Origin of the sequence: Labilibaculum sp. (genome assembly GCF_041595635.1) — a bacterium.
GTDB lineage: Bacteria > Bacteroidota > Bacteroidia > Bacteroidales > Marinifilaceae > Labilibaculum.
In genome coordinates this window covers 1-21,519 of the sequence record NZ_JBFHJW010000043.1, presented here as the reverse complement: position 1 = coordinate 21,519, position 21,519 = coordinate 1, and the positions used below count along the sequence as shown (strand labels likewise).

Annotated in this window: 18 protein-coding genes and 1 riboswitch; of the genes, 3 read left to right on the top strand and 15 right to left on the bottom strand. The window is 37.9% G+C overall.

Annotated features, from left to right (window positions below; translation table 11 throughout):
- Positions 1-59 precede the first annotated feature (59 nt).
- The 3 genes from ABYT26_RS12420 to ABYT26_RS12410 all read left to right on the top strand — a co-directional run bounded on the left by ABYT26_RS12420 (position 60) and on the right by ABYT26_RS12410 (position 6,191).
- Positions 60-3,836 (top strand): CHASE domain-containing protein, encoded by a 3,777-nt coding sequence (locus ABYT26_RS12420; RefSeq protein WP_372754349.1) that lies wholly within the window; start codon positions 60-62, stop codon positions 3,834-3,836.
- Positions 3,826-5,010: a response regulator gene (locus ABYT26_RS12415; protein WP_372754348.1), complete on the top strand. Its 1,185-nt coding sequence runs from the start codon at positions 3,826-3,828 to the stop codon at positions 5,008-5,010. Before ABYT26_RS12420 ends, ABYT26_RS12415 begins: the two co-directional genes overlap by 11 nt.
- Positions 5,011-5,729: 719 nt before the next feature.
- Positions 5,730-6,191 carry a hypothetical protein gene (locus ABYT26_RS12410; RefSeq protein WP_372754346.1) on the top strand — a complete coding sequence of 154 codons (462 nt, stop codon included), beginning with the start codon at positions 5,730-5,732 and terminating at the stop codon, positions 6,189-6,191.
- Between the two features lie 92 nt (positions 6,192-6,283).
- On the opposite strand, the gene ABYT26_RS12405 is transcribed toward ABYT26_RS12410, so the two are convergent.
- The 15 genes from ABYT26_RS12405 to ABYT26_RS12335 form a co-directional block, all read right to left on the bottom strand.
- Positions 6,284-7,354 (bottom strand): NAD-dependent epimerase/dehydratase family protein, encoded by a 1,071-nt coding sequence (locus ABYT26_RS12405; protein WP_372754344.1) that lies wholly within the window; start codon positions 7,352-7,354, stop codon positions 6,284-6,286.
- 18 nt (positions 7,355-7,372) lie between these two features.
- On the bottom strand, positions 7,373-7,795 hold the full coding sequence (locus ABYT26_RS12400; RefSeq protein WP_372754342.1) for a hypothetical protein: 423 nt from the start codon (positions 7,793-7,795) through the stop codon (positions 7,373-7,375).
- A gap of 67 nt (positions 7,796-7,862) precedes the next feature.
- Complete coding sequence (locus ABYT26_RS12395) at positions 7,863-8,672, bottom strand: amidohydrolase family protein (protein ID WP_372754340.1); 810 nt, start codon at positions 8,670-8,672, stop codon at positions 7,863-7,865.
- A gap of 136 nt (positions 8,673-8,808) precedes the next feature.
- A complete protein-coding gene (locus ABYT26_RS12390) occupies positions 8,809-9,024 on the bottom strand; it encodes a hypothetical protein (RefSeq protein ID WP_372754338.1) in 216 nt (71 codons plus the stop codon).
- A gap of 442 nt (positions 9,025-9,466) precedes the next feature.
- Positions 9,467-10,519: a type I restriction endonuclease gene (locus tag ABYT26_RS12385; protein ID WP_372754336.1), complete on the bottom strand. Its 1,053-nt coding sequence runs from the start codon at positions 10,517-10,519 to the stop codon at positions 9,467-9,469.
- Positions 10,520-10,570: 51 nt separating this feature from the next.
- Positions 10,571-11,293 carry an ion transporter gene (locus tag ABYT26_RS12380; protein WP_372754334.1) on the bottom strand — a complete coding sequence of 241 codons (723 nt, stop codon included), beginning with the start codon at positions 11,291-11,293 and terminating at the stop codon, positions 10,571-10,573.
- 486 nt (positions 11,294-11,779) lie between these two features.
- Positions 11,780-12,583: a nitrilase-related carbon-nitrogen hydrolase gene (locus ABYT26_RS12375; protein ID WP_372754332.1), complete on the bottom strand. Its 804-nt coding sequence runs from the start codon at positions 12,581-12,583 to the stop codon at positions 11,780-11,782.
- A complete protein-coding gene (locus ABYT26_RS12370; protein WP_372754330.1) occupies positions 12,583-13,587 on the bottom strand; it encodes an ABC transporter ATP-binding protein in 1,005 nt (334 codons plus the stop codon). Before ABYT26_RS12370 ends, ABYT26_RS12375 begins: the two co-directional genes overlap by 1 nt.
- A 9-nt stretch (positions 13,588-13,596) precedes the next feature.
- The gene (locus tag ABYT26_RS12365; RefSeq protein ID WP_372754328.1) at positions 13,597-14,637 is read right to left on the bottom strand and encodes an iron chelate uptake ABC transporter family permease subunit; all 1,041 of its coding nucleotides are present in this window, start codon (positions 14,635-14,637) and stop codon (positions 13,597-13,599) included.
- 3 nt (positions 14,638-14,640) lie between these two features.
- Entirely contained in the window at positions 14,641-15,756 is a 1,116-nt protein-coding gene (locus tag ABYT26_RS12360) for an ABC transporter substrate-binding protein (protein ID WP_372754326.1), read from the bottom strand.
- A gap of 12 nt (positions 15,757-15,768) precedes the next feature.
- The gene (locus tag ABYT26_RS12355; RefSeq protein WP_372754324.1) at positions 15,769-16,131 is read right to left on the bottom strand and encodes a hypothetical protein; all 363 of its coding nucleotides are present in this window, start codon (positions 16,129-16,131) and stop codon (positions 15,769-15,771) included.
- Positions 16,132-16,218: 87 nt separating this feature from the next.
- Positions 16,219-16,470 (bottom strand): hypothetical protein, encoded by a 252-nt coding sequence (locus tag ABYT26_RS12350; protein ID WP_372754322.1) that lies wholly within the window; start codon positions 16,468-16,470, stop codon positions 16,219-16,221.
- Between the two features lie 5 nt (positions 16,471-16,475).
- Complete coding sequence (locus ABYT26_RS12345; RefSeq protein ID WP_372754320.1) at positions 16,476-17,363, bottom strand: sirohydrochlorin cobaltochelatase; 888 nt, start codon at positions 17,361-17,363, stop codon at positions 16,476-16,478.
- A 33-nt stretch (positions 17,364-17,396) separates the two neighbouring features.
- Positions 17,397-18,878 carry a PepSY domain-containing protein gene (locus ABYT26_RS12340; RefSeq protein ID WP_372754318.1) on the bottom strand — a complete coding sequence of 494 codons (1,482 nt, stop codon included), beginning with the start codon at positions 18,876-18,878 and terminating at the stop codon, positions 17,397-17,399.
- A 97-nt stretch (positions 18,879-18,975) separates the two neighbouring features.
- Entirely contained in the window at positions 18,976-21,186 is a 2,211-nt protein-coding gene (locus ABYT26_RS12335) for a TonB-dependent receptor domain-containing protein (protein WP_372754316.1), read from the bottom strand.
- A gap of 131 nt (positions 21,187-21,317) precedes the next feature.
- Positions 21,318-21,519: riboswitch (cobalamin riboswitch) on the bottom strand. This riboswitch is flagged as partial in the annotation.

Sequence of the window (21,519 nt, the reverse complement as noted above, 5' to 3'; positions counted from 1 at the left end):
AAAGAAATCTATATATTTAGTATTTAATAATTGCTCCAACCATTATAAATATAGGAACAATGATTAAAATAAAAAATGATTGGCGAGTGTACCTATTACTAATCATAGGAATAAGCTCAACATTATTTGCCGCATTCTTGATAAAAAAAGATATTGACAAAATAGCCAAATCTGAATTTAATTTTGAGAGCAAGGAAATTGCCAATAAAATAGACCTCAGGCTCCACGCTCATGCAAGATTACTTCAAAGTGGAGTCGCTTTTATAGCTGCTTCGGATACAGTAAACCGCTTAGATTGGCGTGAATTTGTAGAAAAATCAAAATCAAAAGAAAATTTACCTGGTATTTTAAGAACTGGGTTCTGTCAAATTATACCATCAAAAAATCTTGAAAAACATTCCAGACAGATAAAAAATGAGGGTTTTCCTGATTATAAAATCTGGCCCGAATACAAAAGAGATGTCTACACCACGACTATCCTGATGGAACCATTCTCTAAAAACAATTCTCGTGCTTTTGGCTACGACATGATGACAGAGAATGTGCGAAAAGAAGCAATGGAACGAGCACGTGATGAAGACATTGCCGCTCTATCGGGTAAAGTACTTTTGGTAGAGGAAACAGATACCAACACCCAAACAGGAAATCTTATGTACCTTCCCGTTTACAAAAAAAACTTACCAATTTCAAATGTACAAGAACGTCGTGCAGCAATTGTAGGTTGGGTATACAGTCCTTACCGCATGAACGATCTGGTTCGAGGAATTTTAGACGATTGGGATTTTAAAAAGAAAGAAAGAGCACTTGACCTTAAAATTTATGATGGTCTAAACTGCACAAGAGAATCACTTTTATTCGCCTCTAGAAACACAAAAGAGTTAGCGCAAATCCGTTATTCCGCTAAATCAATTATCAATTTCAATGGCCACAACTGGAGTTTGGTTTTTGCACAAGGGAAAGGTAATATTTTCGCAGACTATTTAAGTGCATGGATCGTATTTTTTAGTGGTATCATAATCAGCATACTTATTCTATTACTTGCCAGATCCTTACTTAATACAAAATACAAAGCACAGCAAATAGCTAAAAGCCTAACTCTGGAACTAAAAAATAATGAAAACGAATTAAAAAAATCACAAAAAATTGCCAAACTCGGGAGCTACACTTATAACATTGAGACAAAACAATGGCAAAACTCAGAAATCCTGAATGAGATTCTTGGTATTGCAAATGGCAAAACTCACTCGATTGACCTTTGGGTAGATCTCCTGCATCCTGATGATCGAGAGAAAATGGAAGCCCATTTAAAGAATGCTGTAAGCAAAAATATTTCTTTTAATGAGGAATACCGAATTATACGACATAATGATAAACAGGTACGCTGGGTACATGAATTGGGACTACTCGAATTGGATGAACAAAACAAGCCTCGGCAGATGATTGGAACCATAAGAGATATTACGGAAAAAAAACTAGCTGAAATCGAAATTCAAAATATATCAAACCGTTTGCAAATGGCAACGAGTGCGGCTAACATTGGCGTTTGGGATCGGGATTTTAAAACATCCAATATAATTTGGGACAATACCATGTATGAACTTTTTGGTTTTATTGACAAGTCTATTGATCCAACTATTGCCTGGAATTCGGCCTTACACCATGAAGATAAAATGAGAGTTCAGTTAGAAATTGAGCAAGCAATCAAAGGAGAAAAGGAATACAATATCGAATTTAGAGTTATTTGGCAAGATCAATCTATTCATCACATAATGGCACGTGGTTTTATTAGCTATGATGAAGGAGGAAAACCATGTAGAATGCTCGGCATCGACATGGATATCACCGAGCAAAAAATAGCCGAGAAGATGATCAAAAAGCATCAGGAAAATTTAGAGACAATGGTTGCCGAGCGAACAAAAGAACTCACCATTTCGGAACAAAAACTCAAAAAAAGTTTCAAAGACATCTCTGATTATAAATATGCCTTAGATGAATCAAGTATAGTAGCCATTACCGATAAGAGAGGAGTCATTACTTATGCAAATGATAAATTTTGCAGCATTTCAAAATTCGAACGCCGTGAACTACTGGGCAATACACATAAAATCATTAATTCGGGCCACCATACTTCTGATTTTTTTATTAACCTATGGCAAACCATTACTCAAGGTGAAATATGGAGAGGTGAAATAAAAAACAAAGCCAAAGATGGAAGTATTTATTGGGTTGATTCCACCATTATTCCCCTATTAGATGATACAGGGAAACCTTATCAATACATTGCCATTCGATTTGACATTACCAGCAAAAAGGTTGCCGAAGAAAACATTATTAGCGCCATGGAAGTAGCCGATTCTGCCAATCGTGCCAAAAGCGAATTTTTGGCCAACATGAGTCATGAAATTCGTACTCCCATGAATGCTGTTATTGGGTTTTCTGAATTACTGGCCAAGTCGGTAAAAAATGACAAGCAACGCTCACAGGTCGAATCCATACGCAGTAGTGGCAAAACCTTACTAAAAATCATCAACGATATTCTCGATCTTTCAAAAATAGAAGCCGGCAAAATTGAAATTCAGCCAGCAATGATTAATCTTCCAAACCTTATGCATGAAATAGAAAACATGTTCATTCTAAAGGCAAAAGAAAAGAATATTTATTTTACCATAGAATACGAAAGTGTCCTTCCTAAAATACTTCTGCTTGATGAAGTTCGATTGCGTCAAATTCTGTTTAACCTGATTGGTAATGCCATTAAATTTACCGATAATGGACACGTAATTGTGAGTCTTGATGCCCAACCTACTTCCAAGGAGAACGAAAAACTAGACCTTTTGTTTCGCATAGAAGATACAGGAATGGGAATCCCTAAAGATCAACAAGAAATCATTTTTGAACCATTCAGCCAACAAAAAGACCAGAGCACAAAATACGGAGGAACAGGATTAGGCTTGTCCATCACAAAAAAACTAATCGAAAATATGGGCGGACGCATTGTCCTAGAAAGTAAATTGAATAAAGGCAGCAGCTTTACCGTTCTGCTTCCTGGCATTAGCATTTCTGATCATGAAATTGAAATTGTTAACGACACATTCGATCATTCGGAAATTATATTTGAGAAAGCAAAAATTTTATTGGCCGACGACAATTCCGCAAACAGAAAACTTATTAAAGACTTATTAGAATGCTCTAATATGCACTTTATTGAAGCTGTAAATGGTGAAGAGGCTGTGGCCTTAGCAATAAAAAATCTTCCTAACATCATATTTATGGATTTGCGCATGCCTGTGATGGATGGTTACGAGGCTACCAAACTGCTTCGCGAAAACCCACAAACAAAAGATATTCCTGTATTTGCCATATCTGCATCGAGCCGCAAAATTATTTATCAAGGGCGATCGAAACAAATTTTTGATGAATACTTAATGAAACCATTGCATCCCTCGGATTTATTTGGGAAAATGAAAAATTATCTCGCTTATCAAACTCCTGAAAATTTAAAACAAGAAAACTCTCCGAATAATAGTTTTCAACAAATAGAAAAACACATCGGTAATCTTCCAAAACTAATTGATATTCTGGAAACTGATTTTATTCCTAGACATCAAAAAATCTGTAAGTCGCAAATGATCGACCATATTGAAATGTTTGGTAAAGATCTTAAATTACTAGCAGAGGAAAATAAGATACAATATTTGTTAGACTATACGGAAGAAATATGCCGTTTAGTTGATAATTTTGAAATTGACAAATTAAGTCAAAGCTTAGATCGGTTTCCATTAATTACAGCACAACTCAAAAACTATTTAACCAAGTATACCTCACATGAAAATTAACACAAACAACAATCCTAAAATAAAAATACTAACGGTTGATGATAACCCAAAAAACATACAAGTACTTGGAAGCATTCTTCGTGATGCGGGATATTCAATAGGATTTGCCTACGATGGTCAGCAAGCCATAGATCTTTTAAAAGAAACACCCGATTTTGATTTGGTACTTATGGATGTTAACATGCCTGTGATGAATGGAATGGATGCCTGCAAAGCCATGCGAGCCGACAAAAACCTCACTGAAATCCCTGTTATTTTTCTTACGGCTCTGAACGATTCTAAAGACATTGTTGCAGGCTTTGATGCTGGTGGTCAGGACTACGTAACAAAACCATTCAATTCCAAAGAAATATTATCTCGGGTAAAAACTCACATTGAGTTAAAGCGAAGTAAAGATCAACTGAAAGAAATAAACTTGTTGTTGGAAGAAAAGGTAGAAGAACGAACTCAGGAACTTAAAGAATCAAATAGTCATTTGGAAAAAGCCTACGAAGAATTGAGTATTCTCGATAAATCGAAATCGGATTTTTTGGCCATGATTAGCCACCAAATTAACACACCTTTAAATGGAATTCTTGGTTTTATTGGTCTTTTAAAAGATGAATTGTCTGATTCTCATTTGAAAGAAATGTTTTCCTATTTAGAGACTTCGGCCAATCGGCTTGATTCTTTTGCCAAAGTAAGTTTAAAAATAACCGAGTTACGAACTAAGCAAGTAAGCATTAAAAAAGCAGATATTAATTTCGATCAGCTTCTTCAATTGAGTCAACAGCACCTCGCTGAAAAAATCAACACAAAAAATATTAGCATTCAAACTAAAGAGAATAATCAAAACAGAATAATTAAGGGTAACCCTGAGTTGATTGAATTTTGTATCGAAAGTATTCTCGACAATGCCATTAAATTTTCACCCAAAGGAAGCAGTATTCAAGTACAATGTGAAAAAAATGACGAAAATATTCGTTGCTCTTTCATCGATGAGGGAAAAGGATTCAGTTCGAAAGAATTGAGTAATCTATTCCAATTATTTGCTACTGGAGATGAATATGCCGATGAGAACAAAGGTTTGGATTTAGCCTTGGTACAACTAATAATGGAAGCTCACAAAGGAAGTGTAATTGCTGCCAATAATAATTCCAAAGGAGCCATCGTTTGTTTGATTTTCCCAATTTAAAAATTTCATAATTGGCTACAATTACAAAGAACTTTCAAGTAATTTTAGAGGAGTGATACAGACGAAACTCCCTGTTTTTTTTACAAACCACAATGTAAATTTTAATCGAAAAGAATAAAGATATAAGTAGAAGTTTATACATTTGCAGGCACTGAAAAAATTGTGCGAATAAAAAGAGGATAGTAACAATAATGCAGCCACAGAAATTTTCTATAAAATTTTGGTAATTGAAAATGAATTCAATTTTAAATAAGCTATTAAAGTCCCTATTGGCAATCTTACTTGTAACATTATTCTACTTTGTTACGAGTCAAAATAGCATTTCCTCTTCTCAGCATGATACTAAAAGCACAAGCTCTCATCAGGTTGAGAACTATTTATCCTTTAGTGCTCACCACCCTTTTTGCCAAACACCTCAAACAGAAGATTTTACAGAAAGCATTTCTTGTTTTTCCAGCACAAAGAGTCAAGAATATTGTAAAATTTTCCATGCACTGTATGCTTCTAAAGAACATATTAAAAAATCGGAGTATTCTCACTACTTTAACACCTCGAGAATCCTCCTCATACAATATCGAAAATCAGATCTGATTTTTCCTTTCCATTATTTTTGGTAAATACATTAGAATATCTTGGCACACTTATGCGCCTTTAGTCCTTCGGTTTTGTTCTTCAACATGACCAATACCTCAATGTATTAATTTTAAAAAACAAACAAAATGGAATTAGGAAAAGCAATCACAGGCCTAATTATGTTGGCATGCTTTATTGTACCAATTATAATATTAGGATTCATAAAAAAAAGAAACAAAAAACAAATCGTAAATTCTTTATCTGATTTTGCAAAACAGAACCACTGTATAATTGATGAATATGAGTTCTGCAGTAACTTCGTGATTGGAATCGATAAAATACATAATTTTATTTTCTTCTTGCAAAAATACGATCAAGAAAACAAAATAAAACAGATCAACCTTAGCGAAATAAAGAGCAGTAAAAAGCTTATCACCAAACATGGACATAATATCATAAGTAGATTGGATTTACTTTTTTACCCTCTATCTAAAAATGCAGATGCTATTGATTTGGAATTCTACAATTCGGAACAGAGCTTTGAACTGAATGATGAATTGCAGACTCTTGAGAAATGGTCGAAAATCGTTGCCAATCAATTGCAATAATATAACAAACAGCCCTATCGCATTGCAATAGGGCTGTTGTTCTATTGGCGTAATACAAGCAAAAATTACTCTCTATTCTAGTAAAATAATTTCTAAGATTTGGCTTGTATTATTTTATTGTCGATCAACTGCTGAAACATATCATTGATTGATTCGGAAAGAGGACGATAATTCACACCCAATTCGCGAATGCTTTTCGAGTTATCTCCCACCCAAGGATAACCTATATTTCGAGCTATAAATTTTCGGGTAATTGCTTTATTAATGATTGGTCCCATCAACCAAATCATCCACTTTGGCATCTCTTTTTTAGGAATTGGATATGTACTACCATACTTGGGCTGCAATGCCTTCGCCAACTCGATATACCATGTATTGTGCCCATTTATAATATGACGGCCTTGAGCTGCTGAAACAAAACCAGCCTGAAAATGTGCGAAGGCCAAATCGCGAACATCCACAATTCCCCAACCCATTTTAGGCACTCCCGTTCTAAGAATACCATTGCCAAATTGCTTGATCAGCTTAAAACTCTCCGAACTAACTCCCATAGGATTCACAGCGGGTCCTATCACCAAACTCGGATTGATCACTACTAAATCCCAATTATTTTGCTTTTTATTGATTTCCCAAGCTTCTTTTTCAGCCAGCGTTTTTGAGTACGAATAAGCAAGATGCTCCAAAGAAGAGGAGCTATTCCAAATCTCTTCTGTAAAAATGCCATTTGGTGTTTGCTGCAAATCGATGTTATCTCCATAAATAGCAGCACAACTACTGGTAAGCACCACCCTTTTTACAGATTCGCATCGATTGGCTTCTTCCAACACATTTCGAGTACCCAACTTAGCTGGATCGACTAATTCTTTTTGCGCATCTTTTACATCCATGGTAAATGGCGATGCCGTGTGAAAAACCAATTCACAGCCTTTCATAGCTTCAGCATAAGATCCTTTGTGTAATAAATCACTTTTAAAGTAGGTAATACTTCCTTTCGATTTTGCTGCCAAATCATCCAAGAATTTCAACTTCTCTTTATTCTCAGGATCACGAACCGCTGCATGCACCCTACAACCTTCCTCTACTAATTTCTTCACCAGCCAACCAGCAACATATCCTGTAGCTCCTGTCACCAAAACTGGTTTCGTTTTATCAATTTTTCGCATTCTATTTTATCTATTTCATTAGTTGTCTGTCTCCTTATTCGAAATTTTTGAATCGACACAATCCTGTACCCAATAAAACAACACCACTGTAAACAGTACAAATACAAGCACATACCAGAATCCATAAATCATATTCAACCAACTCGAGGCTCCATAAGCATGAACAATAATCACGAATAAAAGAAAAATCCGCGAAAGCTTTGTTGGCAAGTGGTAAGCTACCCCCCCTATTGCTACTAACCAAAGTGCACAGAGTACAAAAATCCCCGTAATATGATATTTCATCACCAGTTCACCTATAGGATTTGCTTCATTCGCCAAATATAAATTCCCATCCCAATATTCTCTGGGCTGATGAACAATCGTGATCACTGAATCAAATAGGCTCGTCCATAAAGCAGGAACAAGTAATAGCAGTTTAGTAATCGCAGGCTTTTTCATTTAGACTCTGGTTTTTCAATATTTCAGATAGATGAATTAATCTTTGCATACAGAAATCCACCTGATCTTACAGCTTGTTAACATCAATTTTAAATAAATCGGCTGCATTTTTCCATAAAATAAGTTCCTTTTTTTCGTCGGTGATTTCTAATTGATCCATGAATTTTAGGTAAGATTTCATATTTGATATTGGCCAATCGGTACCATACAATAAATAGTTAGGATCGCCTGCGTAGGTAATCATTTCTTCAATTTCATTTTTAATATAGCGTTCAAACTTCTCCGAAAAATCACCAAGCACTAAACCAGATATATCTGCATATACGTTTTTATTTTTATAAACAATCTCCATACAATCTTTAATCCACGGGTTACCAACATGACAAATTACTATTTTTAAATCTGGATAATCCACCGCTACATCATCAATATGCAGAGGATGTGAATATTTTACTTTTCCTGTTGGTGCGTATGTATCACCCGAATGGAACATTACTGGTGTATCAAACTCCATGGCCATTTCATACCATATTTTAAGTCTGCTATCATTAGGGTAAAATGGTTCATAGCCAGGATAAAATTTCAATCCCTTAATTAATCCTTTCTCCAAATATTCACTAATTTCCCGAACGTCTTTGTAATTATAATTCAGATAGCTAATGCCGGAAACCACTCCCAGGTTATCTCTTCCTCTGATCGCTTCGACCACCTGCTTGGTGCTTGGTCTATTTTTATTAACCTTATAGGATGACAGTACCAATGAATAATCAACATTATTCTTCAACATACTATCAGTAAGAAGATTAAGACTATCCTCGAGAGAAGTCACCTTTTCTTCGTGGTAATTATTAATGTGTGTGTGAGCGTCAATTATCATTTCAAGTATTTTTTATTTGTATTACAAACTCAAGTCTCTCCATCCTATTTTTTTCCTACTTTTCACCATACCAATTCTGCACAGTTCCATTCGATGATTGAAAGTATAAATCAAAAAAACGTGATACAAGCTTACACTAGCTAGCTTCTTTTTTTAATGCTTGACACAAGCTAAAAACAAAGCCCAATAGCAATATTAACAAACTATAAGCAAGGTTAAACCTTATTGCAAAATTATCCAACAAAGGGCCTTCTTTATTAATCCCTATAATTACAAAGGTCACAGAAAATGCCATAAATAAAAATAGGATTCCAGCGGCTATAGCTAAATAAGTCTTTTTTCTCAAATTCATATTTTATGTTTTTTAATTCTGAACCAACTACCTTTTTTGGGCGCTTTTATGAATTTGAAGTAGCTCTGCAGATTATATTCCTGCGAAAAACAGCTAACATCGAAATAGACAATCATATCGAATGATATACTCGAAAAATGGCTTTGCATTCTGAAAAATGAAATGGAGGCAACACAACCTACGAAAAACGTGTTCTGCCATACAGTACGGATAAGATTGCAAAACACGTTGTAGATCTCATTAGGACATTTTACCATTCTTTTATTTTCTATAAATTCGAATTCCTCGGGTTCCCATATCTTGCAACACTCTCGCACGATTGTATTCAGTGGTTTAAAATTTAAAGAAAAAGCACGCGATAAAATCACATACCAACTAAAAAAACACTGTATACAAAATCCTTATAAACTTGTGGAGAATTTGATTACAAAAAAAACTTCAATTATTGTTCATAAATCAAAATTGCTTCTAATATCTTATCTGAATATTGAAAGATTTCATCAATATTATTGAGAAGAATTTTTTCTTCTTTTTTATCTTGATTAAAAACACCAAGATATTTATTGCAGTTATTCAAATGCAACCTACAAATAGGTTTCCTATTATTATCATCAAGTAAAATTCCAAAATATGATTGTGTATCACGAGCAGAAACCCTACTAAGATCAACTTTTGTACGAACAATTGAACGTACAATCTGGAATGCTTCAGTTTCCTCTTCGGTAGTAACAACTTTTGACTCTTCCTTTACTGAATTTTCGTCCTCTTCAATTGGTTCAGTTTCTTTATTTAAGGCTGATTGTAATCTATCATTTACAATATCTTTGAACGCTTGGTTTGTTGCTTTTTTCACAATCTCTGTGAACTCTTCAAGCACTTTTTTAGTAATTACTTTTCCAGTATAAATTTGTTTGGTAAAAAATCTCACAAATTCTTCTGACGGATCGGCAAGTTCATTCATTAGAATCTCTTTTATTGCCGTTGAATACTTCAATCCACTTGCACTATTAATAATTTTATCAATATCGAAATTTTCCTTTTGAAACTTTTTAAGTTCAATAGCTGCATTTTCTTTGATATTTTCGAAATCAAATTCTAAAAATGCTTCCTTATCCATGATATTATTCTCCTCTAAATCAGTGTAAAATCTATATTTTACACCATTTGTTAGAAGACCAAAACGAGCTTTGGTCACATTAAAATACCTATGGAGTTGAGAACTATGAATATCTAAATTTTCTTTCCAATGTTTACACTCAATTAGTATAATTGGTTTCCCATTTTGCATAATTGCATAATCTACTTTTTCTCCTTTTTTAATTCCTAAATCTGCCGTAAATTCAGGAATTACTTCCATTGGGTTAAAAACATCATATCCAAGAATTTGGATAAATGGCATGATAAGAGCATTTTTTGTAGCTTCTTCAGTTTGTAGATTTTCTTTAAGAGTTTCAACTCTTTCTGATAAAGTTTTTAACTTGCTTAGGAATTCCATTTTGGTTGCTTTTTAGGTTAATTAAATCGTCTATCTTTTCTTGGAGTTTATCTATTTTTTTTCAAGTTCATCATTATTGTCACTTACCATTGCATCAACAAATATCGAATTCACAAGAGATAATCCAAATATTCCACCTGACAATAGGATAAACATAAAATATATGTAAGTAAAAAAAGAAGCTGTTTCGGAATATCCTTGTGTGATTATTTCAGGTATTTCAAACCAACTTTCAACGGTAAATATTTTAAAGATTGAGTAAAGCGATGTCAATGGATTGCTAAAATATTCGGGTGCACTAGACTTAAATAAATAAAAAGAGAAAATACCAATAATGAAAATATAAACAGCAAAACCTAGTATTACAATCACTGAGGCTTTTAATGCTCTATTTACTCCTTTCATCAAATCGTCAATTCCAGGAACAAATTTTATGAATCGAAATGATTTAAAGATCCTCAATACCCTAAAAACCAAAAGAAATCCACAATTCGTAATTCCAACATTCAAGATAAAAGCGATTAATGCAGGTATAGAAGCAAGAATCAATACAAAATCAAGTCTATTCCAATTTGAAGACAAATACTCTTTTAGTCCAAATTCGTGAAACTTAATAATTAATTCTACTATAAAAAGAACAGTAATAACATTATCGAGAATATTTAATGGGAACCTTTGACTTTGGCTTAATTGAAATCCATTTGTAAATATTACAACTGCATTTAACAGGATTAATACCAGTATATTTTTATCATTTAAAAATAGTTTTTTCATAAGGATGATCCTAATTATGCTTCACCTCTCCTATTCTATTCTTTAGTTTTTAATTTCAATTCAGAAACAACTTTCGAATATAATAAAGATTATCTGTTAAACAAAACTTAGAAACACAAAATAATACTGCCAATTATTGTTTTGCAAGTATCTTTATTTCCAGCATGATATATAACAATAGGTTATTCCGCTATGGTTTCAATGAAATCACTATTTCCGCTTTTTTATGACTTGCAGAATCAACAATCATGCGGACTGCTTTGAAGGAAAGATAGAACTCTGTATCATATACAGATAGCACCATCAAGGAATCATATTCAATAACTAGTGTTTTTTGGTCCACTTTTAAATCTTCAGGAATCATAATCAGTAAGCAACTCCTCCATAAAAAATTACTATTCCCAGCAAATCTCAACCGTAATTGAGCACTTTATTATTGTACACATAATTCATACGATTAGAATAGCATTTCCAACTGATTTAACCCTACTGTTCTTTTAACCAATCAACTCTCTTGTGTGCATTAAAATAGGCCATTTTCGATGTCTTGATCTTCCCGATCAGCTGAAGATCCAGCTCCAGCAAAGTCACCTCTTTGTTCTCCGATCCTGATTCTGCGGCTACTTTCCCTTTGGGATCGAGAATAAAATGAACAGGTGGGAAAATAATTCCCCTTTCGTTCACAGTATCCTGATTGCAGACCATCACATAACAGGAATTATCGTAGGCTCGTGCGGGAAGGTATCTTTGAAATCTTTCAGACTTCTCCTGAGAACTCTCCTTAGGGGAAGCAAATGCCATGGCCAACAGCATGGCACCTTTTTGGGCTTGCAGAAAACTAAGCTCAGGGAAATGAGTCTCGTAGCACAACTGAATTCCAATTCCTATCCCCTTCACCTGAAAAACAGGCAGCTGATCTCCCTCGGTAAATGTCTTCTTTTCATTTGCACTTAGGTGAGTCTTGCGATGAGAACTTAATATTTTTCCCTCATGGAAAACAAAGTGGGAGATGAAGTACTTATCCTCCTCCTCCTTATCGGGGAAACCCACAGCAAAAGCGGCATTCGATTGCTTCGAACATTCCTTCAGCTTTCCAAAAACCTCCTCTTTTGCCAGCAATACCTTCTCTAAAATAGCAACATCTCTGGTATAACCCGATAGATTCAATTCTGGAAACAGAATGAATTCCACGCCCTGCGCGTCCAGTCTTTTAATCCAGCTGATGGTGGTGGAAAGATTTTTGTTCACATCTCCAATCCTACTTTTTGAACTTATCGCCGCCACTTTCATTACTGAAACGATTTTAGGGTAAGCTGAACCAAATCCTCAATGGACTCTTCCTGCCCCATGCAGATGCCATCCTTGTAATATTTAAAGTGAACACTACCATTTTTGCAGATTTCCAGCCAGCTAGCATCCTCCTCCTTCTTACTCATGGTTTTAATCCCATTTCGGGCAAAAGCCCTGCGCAGCAGAACATACTCAAAACCATGCCCCTTTACCGCCATATTTGCATGCTGAGAGTGGGTGACGGTAAATAGTCCTGTTTTATTATCGAATTCTATCCCCTTGTGCTGAAACATAGATTGAAAAGCATTCTGAAGGAGCAAATCTTCCGGGCTTCCGGTAATTAATGGACCTCCCTGCTGCAATAACCACAGCCGGTCGGATAATTGAAGAGCCAAATCCAAATCATGCGTAGACATGAGGATGGATTTGCCGGAAGAGTTGGCAATATTTCGCAAGAGCTGCATAATTTCAACGCGCGCAGGCAAATCCAGAAAAGCGGTTGGCTCATCTAAAATAATAAGAGGGGTATCCTGGGCAAGCGCCTTGGCAATAAAAGCCTTCTGCCTTTCTCCATCGCTCAGAGAGGAAAGAGGATGGTCTTTTTTATGTGCAATTCCGCATTCTTCAATGGCATTCTCAACAATCATCCTGTCCTCTGCATTCAAACGTCCGAGCATTCCGGTGTAGGGACTGCGACCATAACCCACCAATTCGGCTACCGTGGCATTGGGTACCACCACCCGATCGGTTAAAACCACAGCAATCAGCTTCGAAAGCTCACGGGAATTCAAATTTTGAAGCTCTAATTGGTTCACACAAACACTGCCCGATAAAATAGGCTGAAAAGCACAGATGCTTCGAATCAAAGTACTTTTTCCCGTCCCGTTAGAACCCAATAAACAGATGAGTTCGCCCGAAGGAATATTTGCCGATAGCTTGTCGGCAACTAACTTACTGCCATATCCTATGGCTAAATCTTTTACCTGCAATAAATCTGACTTCATGCTTTGCTTCTAAAAATTTTCTTTCCTCTTTTTCCAAATCACCGAAATAACTACGGGAGCACCAATAAAAGCCGTCACCGAATTAATGGGTAACTCGCTTTCCATGCCAGGGAGTCGGGCCAACAAATTACACAGTAGAGCTGTGGCTGCTCCTAAAATGCAGGCATTGCTAATCAGGTAGAGATGATTACTGGTGCGTGAAACTAACTTTGCCATGTGCGGAACGGCCATCCCAATAAAAATAATGGGACCGCAAAAAGCCGTAACAATGGCAGTTAGTGTCCCGGCAAATAGTATGATCAGCAAACGGGCTCGCTTAATCTTCAAACCCAAATTGCTGGCATAACGATCGCCAAGAGCCATCAGGTTGAGCGATTTACTCAAAAGCAGAGCCAAAAGCGAGGGAATCACCGTAAGGAACACAAACAGATAAGCTCGCTCTACCGACATACGCGAGAAACTTCCCAGCCCCCAAATTACATAGTTGTGAATATCTTCCTCCATGCTGTAAAACTTCAGTACACTCAGAATCGAATTCGATAGGTAACCAATCATCACCCCAATAATCAGGACACTGAGGGTTCCCCCTATTTTATGAGAGACGAATAGGATTAAGGACAGAACGGCAAATGCACCGCCCAGGGCAGCAATGATAACAGCCAAATCGCCCCAGATGCCTACCTGTGCAAAGGAAAATCCCCATACCTGACCGGCCACCAAAAGAACAAAACCAACACCCAGACTCGAACCCGAAGAGATGCCCAGTACCGAAGGACCCGCCAAAGGATTTCGAAAGAGCGTTTGCATGAGCAAACCTGCCACCCCCAAAGCCATGCCTGCACCTAAAGCTACAATGGTTTGTGGCAAACGGGTGCGCAGTAAAATGTTCTCCCAAATTACATTAGTGGAACCATTGCCCATGACAATGCTCAGCACTTGATCCATGGGAATCTTTACCGAGCCTAAGGCAAGATTTAAGGCCGCCAGGAGCACTAAAACAAGTAGAGAAATGGGTATTAATATCGACTTTCGGACTAAAAATAATCGCATAGCTTATTGTAATGCTTCGTAAAACACAGGTTGATAGTTGGGCAATAAATTGGGATGAAAAATATGAATGTAATCGGCCAGAATTACATCCGGTTTCATGGCATTTTGCTCGTAATAGGGTTTTTCACGAATGTTACACATGAATACATTGCCTGTTTTGTAGGCTTTAAAATCTCCATAACGTCCGTCTTGTTCCAAAAGAGCCTTGCGCCCAAAGCCAATGGGCTCGGGAACTAAAATGCGCCAGTAATCGCAAGCTGCTGCTTTGGTATACATGCTTTCAAAATCGAGTGGATAGGCGCCCTGCTTCTCATCATCGATAATGTAGCGGGCCCCTGCATCGCGAAAATAGTTGGCATAAAAGCTTTTCCCGCCGGGCACATACCAAATGCCCGATCTCATTTTTCCAGAGAACACCGTGGGTCTTTTCTTAACATTTTGAGTTAAGTTTTTCAGAGAATCGTATCGAAGCGACACCTTTTGGAAGATAGAATCTGCTTGCTTCTCTTTACCAATAAAGGGAGCAATCATCTTTATCCATTCGGCTCTTCCCAGTGGGCTCTTTTCATCGTAAGCAGCCATGGGAACCAATGGAATGCCAAGATTTTTAAGTGCATCGTAGCCTCCTGCCTTGTAAGGCGATACAAAAATCAGATCGGGATTGATGCCGGCAATTAACTCGGTATTAAAATGACCTTCTTTGCCAACCCGCTTCACTTCTCCGCTTTTAATTTTCTCTCCCAAAGCTTTGTGAAAAAGATGTCTGCTGCTATTGGTCGCTACAATCGGATCGATATCGTCTAAAGCAAAAAAATAGGTCAGCTGAGTTGACGACAGGCAAATGATCTTTTTGCAGGGAACCTGTATTTCGTCGGGGGCCGTCTTCTTAGCTACCAGCTTAAAGTCCTGATAGGTAGAGTCGACGCTTTTACTGTTGTACACCCTCAGTACTTGATCCTTTTCCGAACGAAACAATTCAAAGCCTCTGGCATATTCCAGCTCTTTTTTCTCATAGGAAGCGCTTAAATCGCTACTCTCTTTCTTCTTGTTCGTTTGGCAGGAAAGCAAAAGAAGACCCAAAAGGCCAATCATACTTCCTGTCTGTACCATTCTGCTCATAAAATAATTTGATTAGTGTTGAGCGCTTCGCAAAACATACTTTTTAAATCCTATTTTTTGTCCCTCAGCATTGTAGGAGTACACTCGCTTTGAATTGGGACGCTTTCCGGTATAATAATCGGCAAAGCTAATCGAAATTTGTGCTTTTGCATTGTACTTGTAGTGATTCTCTTTCACTAAATTGCCTTCTGCATCTCGCTTGTACTTGTCGATTAAGCGACCTTCCTTATCATATCTGTTTTCAGTAATCCACAAATCACTTTGTTCTCCTTTTGCATTTTTCACTTCATATCTAGTCTGATTTCCGAACACATCGTAGCCATAACAAATGCTTTTAACTAAGGATTGGTGGGCATAATAATCTGCACGAATCATTTCTCCCTCCTCATTGTAGCGGTAGCTTTTCCTACTTTTTTTATCTCTGCGATAATCGGTTTTTAAGCTGCTTACTTTCTCGCCCTTTTAGTTGAACTGATATTCATAAAGCGCCAGCAGACTGTCTTCTACTGAATATTTTTCGGTTCTGATTTTATACCCCTTTGCATCGTAAAAGTAGTAGACTTTTCCTTCCAGTCTGCCCTCTGCATCAAAACTTATTTTCTCACTTCGTAAACCTGCCTCATTGTAAGCATATTGCCGTGTTCCAAGCAAGTCGTAATCCGCAGCCCCACTAGGCATGCTTAGCAAGGCAAAGGCCAAAATCAGTACATTCATCCTTTCTATTTTAGCTTCATTTCCTGAAAAACTTCTTTCAAATGATCGATCCAAATTTGAACCACCTCTTTCTCATCGGCCATGCCCCTAAGTACCGCCTCTACCCTGTAGCCTTTGGCTTCCAGTTGCGATTTCCAGCTCTCGCTCTCCTCTCCTGCCATATCGTTTCTGGCATGATCACCCGCAATGGTCATAAAAGGCATCAGGTACACTTTTTTCCATTTCTTTTGATCCAATTTCTCCATTACCTCACTCAATTCGGGATATCCCTCAACGGTGGCCAAAAATACATTGGGATTTTTTTGCGACAGGTAGTACTGCATTCCCGGATAGTAAACATTGGCCGTGTGTTGCGTTCCATGTCCCATATATACTACGGCATCCTTCGCGCCAATCTCTTCTGGCAGATTGCGAACCAGAACAGCAGCCAGCGCTTCCATATCCTCGTGATGATAGAGCAGAGGTGCGCCCAGCTTTGCCTCCTCAATTCCCTTGGGCATGCCCGAAAATGCTTCCACAGTTTTCTTTAAATTCTCGTACTCTTCGCCTGGAATTACGTGCAAAGACTGTACGGCAACTTTTTGGAAGCCCTCTTCGCCCATTTTTGCCAGTGCCTCGGCAGGGGAATCAATCTGCTCTCCACGTTTCCTTAATTTCTTGCGAATGAATTTAGAAGTGAAGGCCCAGCGGATTTCCTGCTCGGGAAAAGCTGCTTTTACTTCCTCTTCGATATGGGCAAAGGTGGCTCTCGTTTCCGGATAACTGGAACCAAAAGAAACCAGCAATATCCCTGTTTTATCTGCTTTCCTTTTTTCCGCATTCCCAATAAAGGAGATACTAAGTAGGATCATCAGGAAAGCTATTTTGCTTGTATTTGCTATTCTATTCTTCATAAATATGCTTTTATAATTCATCTGAATACTATGTTATTTCTTTCTCTTTTTGCACTTTCGTTTGATGGAAAGCATCCCCAACACAAAACCCGAAATACTCACTGCACTTCCTCCAATCAGAATCACGATCAGAATCAGTTTGCGCAGCCACTCGTGCTGCTTTAAAAATGGAAAGTCCAGTGCGTGTAAGGATCGATAAGACCAGCGTCGCCAGCGCTGATTGCTATTGTAACTCTTTAGCAGTTCGCCACTATTACTGCTCACATACAGGCGTGTATGGTCGGCATCTTTCAGGTTGATCTGCCAAACAGGCAAGGGACGCGTTGCCATGCCCGTGGGCTGATAGTAGGCATCGTACTCCTTCTGCTCCTGTAGGTCATAGGCCACCTCTGGAAAACTTTTTTCGCACCATTGGCGAACTTCCTCCCCGGAATAGTGCTCCTTGCGATGAATGCCCTGCTCCTCTACTGAATAAATTTCGGCCGTTTGGAAATGATTCCGATACAACCAAAAACAGGGCTTCCCCATCACGCTCTTAAAAACCACTTTACGGATCTCCTTTTTATTGTCCAGAGCATACCAGAAATCGGACATTGTAATTTCTGAGAATTGTCTCAGATCCGGACTCTGATTCCAGACCTTTTGAGGGGATACTTTGGCATGCACAGAAACCATCCATTTGGGAATGCTGGTGAGGGATACCAGCCCACTCAAAATAAAGGTAAATACAAAGAAGCCAAAGACAAATCCGCTAATGTGATGCCACTTGTACCAGAATTTCTTGTAGGGAGTAAAAGCTTGCCACTGCTTCTTCTCTCCTTTTTTCCTCTTCCGCAAACGGATAAAACCAACAATTAAACCCGACAGACTTGCCAAAATACCTATGAAAGCAAGACTTGTAACCAGTGTAGCACCAAAAGCTTTCTGCTGGTAAAGCGAGCGAAGATACACCCAATGTGGTATGGCACCCACGCGTGCCGCCCAGCGACTTGCCCTGGTCGTTTCCTGCACAATGCTCCCCGATTTCTCAGAGATATAAAGCCGCGTGTGCTCCTCATCGTCCAAACTAATTTTATACATGGGCAGTAAAACATGGTAGTACGAATAGGGAATCCATTCATCCAGTTCATCAATTTTCTGCACAGCTAATGTCTTCGCTCCCACAAAATCTTCGGCCAGAGCAAGGGCTTCCTTTTCACTACACTTCTTCCACTCGGCAAGGGAAATCGCATTGTAAACCTTTTGCGACTTTCTGCCTTTGTAGGCTCTGTAAACAGGTATTCCACTCCTCTTCTCCAACTCCAGCCTACCCGATAGGTTCGAAGGCATTTGAATGGAATTAAAATCAGACTGCTCTAAAAACGACAAATGCATGAATCTCTCTTCACGCGAAGCATGAGGAAATCCTGCATAAATCAATACAAAACCCGATAAAAACCAAATCACGAACATCAGGCTCAGCAAGCTGCCCGATAGATCGTGAATCTGGAGAAGTAATTTCTTCAACTTGCTCATGCTATTCTTTGAATCGTTAAAAAAAGTAAATTCCCTGATTTGTGAGTTTCTAATTTCTAAACAGCTCAGGAAATTTACTTTGACAGATTGTTATTTTCTATTTTGCGAATTTAATATTGCAACCAATAAAGAAAGTGCGACCAGGATTTAAGGTCCCATAATTAGATCCGTAAGCACTATCGTCTACATAATCGAATAGGTTGTCGATTCCCGCACTGGCTTCCAACTGAAAGGCACCAACATTGGCAAACTGATGACTTGTGCTCAGTTTCCAAAGATGATATCCCTTGGCATCAGGCTCTCCATCGTAGAATTTATCATCCTGAATTCTTCCGCTAAGACTTACATGTAAGCTATAGTCCTTCCAGCTTCTATCGTAAAGCAAACGAAGGTTCACATAGTTTTGTGCTACTCCCTCCAAACGAATATCATCTGTTTTATTATTGGCATCTACATAAGAATAACCACCACCAAGAGTAAATCCGGCGCCAATTCTGTAATTTACAAGGAAATCAATTCCTCTCGATTCAGCTTCCTCAATATTGTAGTGCTCACGGGTTTTACTCACACCATCTGCCTCATCCTCGGCGCTTGTTTCTACCGTTTCGTAGGCAATCATATCCTCCACACTATTTTGATAAGCCGAAAGACTCAATGTTAATTTGGAAATAATGTACTCTACCGAGAAGGAATAGTAATCTGATTTTTGAGCATCCAACTCAGTATTTCCCAGGTAAAGTGTAGATCCTTTCTGGTAGTGATAATACAATTCCTTAAGAGTTGGAGCTTTAAATCCTTTGGCATAGGTTGCTCTCAAATTAAAATGATTCAACTTATACAAAGCTGATAATTTGGGGGTGAAGTTACTTCCAAACTCTTTGTGCTGTACATATCGCACTCCAGCTACTAAGGAAAGATCTTTCACCACTTTAATTTCATCCTGAGCAAAAGCTGCAAAAGTATAGGCATCTTCCTTATCGCTTAGCAAGCGTCCATCCGATTCTAAAACTTCATTCACATACTCTGTTCCCAGGGTAAACAAATGCGCATCATTCCATTTAAAAATGTATTTTAAATTGATATCATCTCTTCTTTGTTTGGTATTCAGAACTTTCTGTCCTTCGGTATAATCGCTATAATCCTGATTGTAGATATAGTAGTATTTGAACTGATCGGAATTATAATCCAAAGTGATTCTATCTGTTTTGTTGATTAGAAACTTAGCTCCTGCCGAATAGGAGAAATCATTGAAAAAATAACCGTACTTCTTTACCGTTGTGGGAACGCTTACCTCCTTCTCGTAATGCGATCCTGAAGCATAAACACTTAGTTTTTTACTGATATCGTAATCGAATCGTTGATTAAGGGTGTAATCGGTGTAAGCATTCACAGCTTTGGCATCGGTCTCTACCAAATCATCATCCGAAGCATCATCATTGTCATAGTCTTCGTCAATTTCGTAATTGCTCAACTGCCAGCCATCCGATTCTTTGTGTGCATAGGTAGTTAAGGAGGAAAAACGCCCAAGGTTTAGGCTTAACTTATTATTCTGCTGCCAGCTTGCATACTTGCTAATGCGACTGCTATTTTCGGCGTAGACCTTTCTTTTCGATTTTTTGGTGATAATGTTCACCACTCCGGCAATGGCTTCGGAACCATAAAGCGAGGAGGAAGCTCCTTTTACCACTTCAATTTTCTCGATGTCATCAGGATTAATTCGGTTCAGATCATTCTGCCCACCAATGTCGCCATACATTCTTTTTCCATCTATAAGAACCAAAATATAATCGTTACCCAAACCATTCAATTGCATAAAAGCACCCATATTGCCAGGACTGAAATCAAAAGATGGACTAACGGTGGTCATTAAATCGACAAAACCAGAAGCTGACACGGCTTTCACCAATTTTTTACTAATAAGTTCAGTTTGTACAGGTGCACTTTTTAAATGGTGAGGGGTTCCCGTACCAGTCACCACCACTTCGCCTAACTCTTTTTCAGACTTCTGCATCAGAACATCAACAAGCTGATTGCCTGCTCTAACTTCTATCGTCTGCTTCTTTTTCTTAAATCCCGAATAGGAAACCATCATTTCATAGCTTCCTGCTTTCAAATTCTTAAAGGAGTACTCCCCGTCTCCATTGGTGGCAGTTCCTATGGTTGTTCCCGGAAAATAAAGGTTGGCTCCTATCAGGGGCGACTTTCCATCATCGGAATAAACCCTTCCCGACAGACTTGCCAGCTGCGCAAATAAGCTCTGACTCATCAGTAACAAAACAGCGATCAGAAAATAATTTTTAGACTGCATAACATAGTGATTTTTAATCTCATAAACATCACATCTTACTGTCTGGGTTTTACCCTAATTAGAATTTGAAATGATAGATACTGAACTCGCGCGTAGGCTCAATACATATACTTCGATTCCCGGAAGCAAAATGATATTAATTACGATATGGCAGGTCTCCTGACTTTTCTCAGCTTTTATTGCCTTCCCCCCAATATTGAGAGTGGCTTGTGGTATAAAAACTATATTCTGCTTCATGCAAAATGAGAATTACAGTAGCGGGTACTGTCCCGGATTTTCACCGGGTTCCCTTTTCATTCTATCATCTGAACGGATGAATCGAACACCAAAATC